At 66.9% G+C, this 4,224-nt stretch carries 3 protein-coding genes; 1 reads left to right on the top strand and 2 read right to left on the bottom strand.

Annotation, left to right across the window (positions count from 1 at the left end; all coding sequences use genetic code 11):
* Positions 1–38: 38 nt before the first annotated feature.
* Positions 39–515 carry a hypothetical protein gene (locus QMK30_RS38075; RefSeq protein WP_283522906.1) on the top strand — a complete coding sequence of 159 codons (477 nt, stop codon included), beginning with the start codon at positions 39–41 and terminating at the stop codon, positions 513–515.
* Here the strand turns inward: QMK30_RS38075 and QMK30_RS38070 are convergent.
* On the bottom strand, positions 502–2,958 hold the full coding sequence (locus tag QMK30_RS38070; protein ID WP_283522905.1) for a tyrosine-type recombinase/integrase: 2,457 nt from the start codon (positions 2,956–2,958) through the stop codon (positions 502–504). The genes QMK30_RS38075 and QMK30_RS38070 overlap by 14 nt on opposite strands.
* Complete coding sequence (locus QMK30_RS38065; RefSeq protein ID WP_349362167.1) at positions 2,945–3,799, bottom strand: tyrosine-type recombinase/integrase; 855 nt, start codon at positions 3,797–3,799, stop codon at positions 2,945–2,947. The genes QMK30_RS38070 and QMK30_RS38065 overlap by 14 nt, the downstream gene beginning before the upstream one ends.
* Positions 3,800–4,224: the final 425 nt, after the last annotated feature.

Below are 4,224 nucleotides of genomic sequence, written 5' to 3'. Positions count from 1 at the left end.
GACCTTCTCTGCACTAACGCTGCTGCTGGCGGTGCCCGATGACGAGCATTGAGCAGGTCGCAACTCTCGCGACGTTCGGAGCTGTGTGGGCGGTGCTCGCCGTCGGTCACAATCTCGCGGACCATGTGTTCGGTCAGAGTGACCACCAGGCCGCGAACAAGGGGGCGCCGGCGGCGACGGATGTCGCCGCCGGCGCGAGCCCTCGGCGGGGCTGGGCTGCCTGCCTCAGCCATGTCGCCCAGTACCACCTGGTCATGGCCGTGATGCTGGCCCTGGTCTGGGCCGTCCTCCCGCTCCAGCTCTCCTGGACCGGCCTGGCGGCTGGGCTCGCGGTCTCGGCGGTGACACACGCGTTCTTCGACCGCCGGTGGCCGGTGCGCTGGCTGTTGCAGCACACCGGCTCCCCGGATTTTGCGGAGCTGAAGGCAGCCGGGATGAACGGCATGTATCTGACCGATCAAGCCCTCCATCAGACGGCTTTGCTGGTGTCCGCGCTGCTGATCACCCGTCTGTGAGTGGGGGCCTCGGATGCGGAAGGCCAAGGTCAATCGGCTCGCTTCGCCGGTAGCGCTGGGTCTGCTCGCGCTTGCCCCGCAGGAAGGTCAGGGTGAGGTCGAGTCCTTCGATCTCACCCTGCCAGCCCTCCTCGACGGCGCGTTCGCGGCGGGCGACCAGGTCATCCTCCAGCTCATCGAGGCGGGGCAGCATCTTCGGATTGATGCTGAGCATCGGGCAGCGGATGCAGGCGTGCTCATGGGCGCAAGGGGTGCCGTAGGGGCGGCCGCAGGAACCGAGCTCGACCCGCCGCTTGTCGAAGTGCTCTTGGAAGTCGTCCCACTCCTCGGTTGTGGGTTTGCGGTATTCCTCCTGCGGCCGGTCTGCCCGGCGGCGAGCGAGGAACTGCTGGTAGTGGCTGATGACGTCCTCGTCGAAGACGGCGACGTAGCCGCGAGTCGTCCGGATATCGAGGTGGCCGAGCAAGGCCGCTCCGATGTGGATGGGCAGGCCGTTGTTGACGAGTTCGGTGGCGAACAGCCTTCGGAAGTCGTGGGGTGCGAACCTCACCCCGTCGAACTGCGGGTTCGTGACTGCGAGGGCCTTGCAGGCTCGTCGGATCACACGCCAGACCGTCGTGCCGGACATCCCTCGCTGGGTGCCGCTGTGAACGGTCTGGAACAGGTAGGGAAGTTCTTCGCTCCAGACCTTTTCGTGCAGGTCATAGCGAGCGCAGACCGGAACGGTGCCGTGCTCGTTGCGATGCCGGCGGATGATCTGGGCAATGACGTGGAAGAGCTCCGCCGACATTGGGACGACCCGTTCCCGGTCGCTCTTCGAAGGGCTGATCACCAGCAGGGCGACGACTTCGCCACTGGGCCGCTGGTATTGCCGGACGCTCAGGTGAGAAAGCTCAGCGAGTTCCTCTGCTCGCAGGCCGGCCATCCGGAGCGTTTCCACGACTGCCCACTGCCAGAACGCCAGGTTCTCCTCATGCGTGATGCGCACGAGTTTCCCGGTGAGGCGGTTGACGGCCCGGACCGGCGGGCGGCCGTGCTTCTCGTCTTCCTTGGTTGCCACTCGCAACCACGCGGTTCCATCCAGGGTGAAGTCCTCGCCCGGGGTGACGCTTTCGGCGGCTTCGAGCAGGGCTCGCGCCTGGTGCCAGGTGTCGTTGACGTGCTGGGAAAGGATTGGCAGCAGGGGCTGGCGGTCACGGGTGCGGTTGGCCATGCGTTCCTGGAGGCGTCGGCGTCTCAGGTGGAACCAGCGCAGGTCAGCGTCGCGGACCGGGCAGGGGGCAACCCAGGTGGCCCAGCGTTCCGGCTCGGCAACCGCCCATGTGTGCAGATCGAGGTAGAGAGCGCGGACCGACATGAGCGCGCCGTCAACGTCCAACCGCGGTTGGCCGTTGGGCAAGACCAGCAGCTTTTCCTTCCACTGAGTGAAAGTCTCTTCCGAAAGCCGCAGGTCAGCCTGCTCGGGATTGATCTCCTCGATGCTCTTCCAGAACAGCTTCGCCAAGTGGTGCGCGAGACTGCGGAGGGTCGAGTAGTCCAGATCCGCGGAGCGTCGGCGGATGTAGTCGACCAGCAGGTCCCGGACCGCCTGATTTCTCAGCTTGTGGCGGTCGACGACCTCCTCGACGGAGAGCTGCCCGCGGGTGACCGCGGCCCGCAGGGTCCTCGGCGCGGAGGCGGGAAACTGTCCCATCTCGTGCAGGACCGGCCAGGCCAGCGTGGCAGCGAAGGTTCCCGAAGCTCTGCTCTCGCCGGCCAGACCGTGGGTGCGGGACTCGACGGCGTAGTGCAGAAGGGCCTCGGGGGTCAGGTCACTGAGGTCGATGCCGAAGACCGTCAGCGCGCAACACACGTCGAACCGAGCCTTGCCGCGTCGCGCTCCGCTGACCGGCATCTTTTCGAGCCGTGCGCAGAACTCCTCCAGCCACGGGTCCTTCGCGACGTCCCGGAACCACCGCGGATAGTTCCAGAGCGGGTTGGAGCGGAAGGACAGCAGGTCCGGGCGGATGAGCCGCATGGCGAATGCGTGGCCGGCGGCCGCGTTGAGCCGGTTGCGCAGGAGCTTGTCGCCTTCCTCGGCGAGACCACCGACCGGACGGCCTCGCTCATTGAACCCGGAGGCTTCCCAGCGCTCCTGCCAGGTGTTTCCAGGGAACTTCGCGAGGTGCTGGAGGAGGTCGGACATCCCCTTGCGGGTCTTCCACTTGTAGCTGACGTGTGCCGAGAAGTGCTGGGCTGCGGCTTCGGCGACTTCCTCGACGCTGGCCGTACTGAAGTCGCCCAGCGCCCGAGGAGGTCTGGCGGGAAGCGGCGGCGGTGCCGGGGTGAGCGCGGTCGGCGCGAAGTTGCCGACCGGCGCCCCGAGATTGGCGTCGTGCCGCCGGATGTAGTTGGTGGTGGGGCCCTTCATGCGCAGGCTGTCGCCGACCTTACTTCCCGGCACCGAACACCGCCTGAATGTCGTCCGCGGCGTACTGCGTCGGCCAGGCCACGGGTTGAACGGGCCTGGAGTAGTGCTCGGCGAGCTTGTCGACCAGGTCCTCCAGCCCGACGACGGTGTAGAGGCTGGTGGTGGTGATATGCGCGTGCCGAAGGATCGTCTGCACTTCCACCAGCGTCAGTTCCGGGTCCCGGGCGAGTCGGGTGGCGGCCGTGTGCCGAAGATCGTGCAGGGTCCAGTTCATGCCCAGCTTCTCGTCTGCCCGCTGGATGATCCGGCGGGCCGCCCAGTAGGTCAGCGGGCGGCTCTCACCCCGTCGAGTGCGCCAGATCGGGACCGCCATCTCCGGCAAGCCGCTCTCGTCCAGATAGGCGGCGAGGTAGGCGAGCGCTTCCGGGGAGACCGGAACTGGCTGTCTGGCCCGGGTGCCCTTGGAGATCACCCAGAGCTGTCCCTTCTGCCAGTCGATGTCGCCGAGCTGAACGCCCAGCAATTCGGACGCGCGGGCGCCGGAGGTCACGTAGCAGGACAGCAGAGCCCGGTCCCGGGCGCACTTCATCTGCTCGAACAGCACGTCCCACTGCTCGTCGGGCAGGGCCCGTGGCTGGCGCACCGGGACCTTGGGCCGCAGTCTGCCGCGGCGGTGCTGAGCGCGGCTCTCGATCGGAGACCGGTGGGAAAGTGCAGCCCGGCGGGCGCGGTTCTCGGGCACCGGGTTGAGTACAGGTCCGCGGCCGAAGTGCATGTGGAAGGCGTAGAAGCCGTGCACCACCGAGAGGTTGTGCGCGATCGTCGCCGGCGAGTACCCAGATCGCAGCGTCGGCTTCCCGGTTTGCGGATTCACCGTCCCAGCCTGATGAACGGCTCGGGTTCGTTGCCGTTGCGGATTACGGGCGGCGCGGAGCCAGCCCACAAGCGCAACGACTTCCGCCTCGGTGACTTGCTCCCATCCGACGTCCAGGGCCCAGAGCACCCGGTACCACCGGAGCAGATCGAAGCCATAACTCCGGCAGGTCAGGGGACTGGCATCGCCCAGTGTCCGGTCTCGCAAGTAGGCGTTGACCGGCTCAATCTCACGGTCGGCGGCGTCGATCACACGCCACGGCAGAGACGGCGTCGTACCTGGCACCACAGCCCCAACCCGGGGCAGCCGAGCACGTCCGTCAATCAGATCTCGATGAAGCGAAGGAGTCTCATGCACGTCCAAATGCTCACGAGTCACGGTCCCCGAGTCGAGTGGATCACCGAGTTGGTGCAGTTAACAGACCA

Source organism: Streptomyces sp. H27-C3 (assembly GCF_030063415.1).
Lineage (GTDB): Bacteria > Actinomycetota > Actinomycetes > Streptomycetales > Streptomycetaceae > Streptomyces.
Note: the sequence above shows the minus strand (reverse complement) of the source record. Positions and strands in the feature narration are given on the sequence as shown.

What these genes read in the sequence shown, in the direction of transcription:
- QMK30_RS38075 (WP_283522906.1), top strand. Translation starts at nt 39, where the DNA reads ATGACGAGCATTGAGCAGGTCGCAACTCTCGCGACGTTCGGAGCTGTG.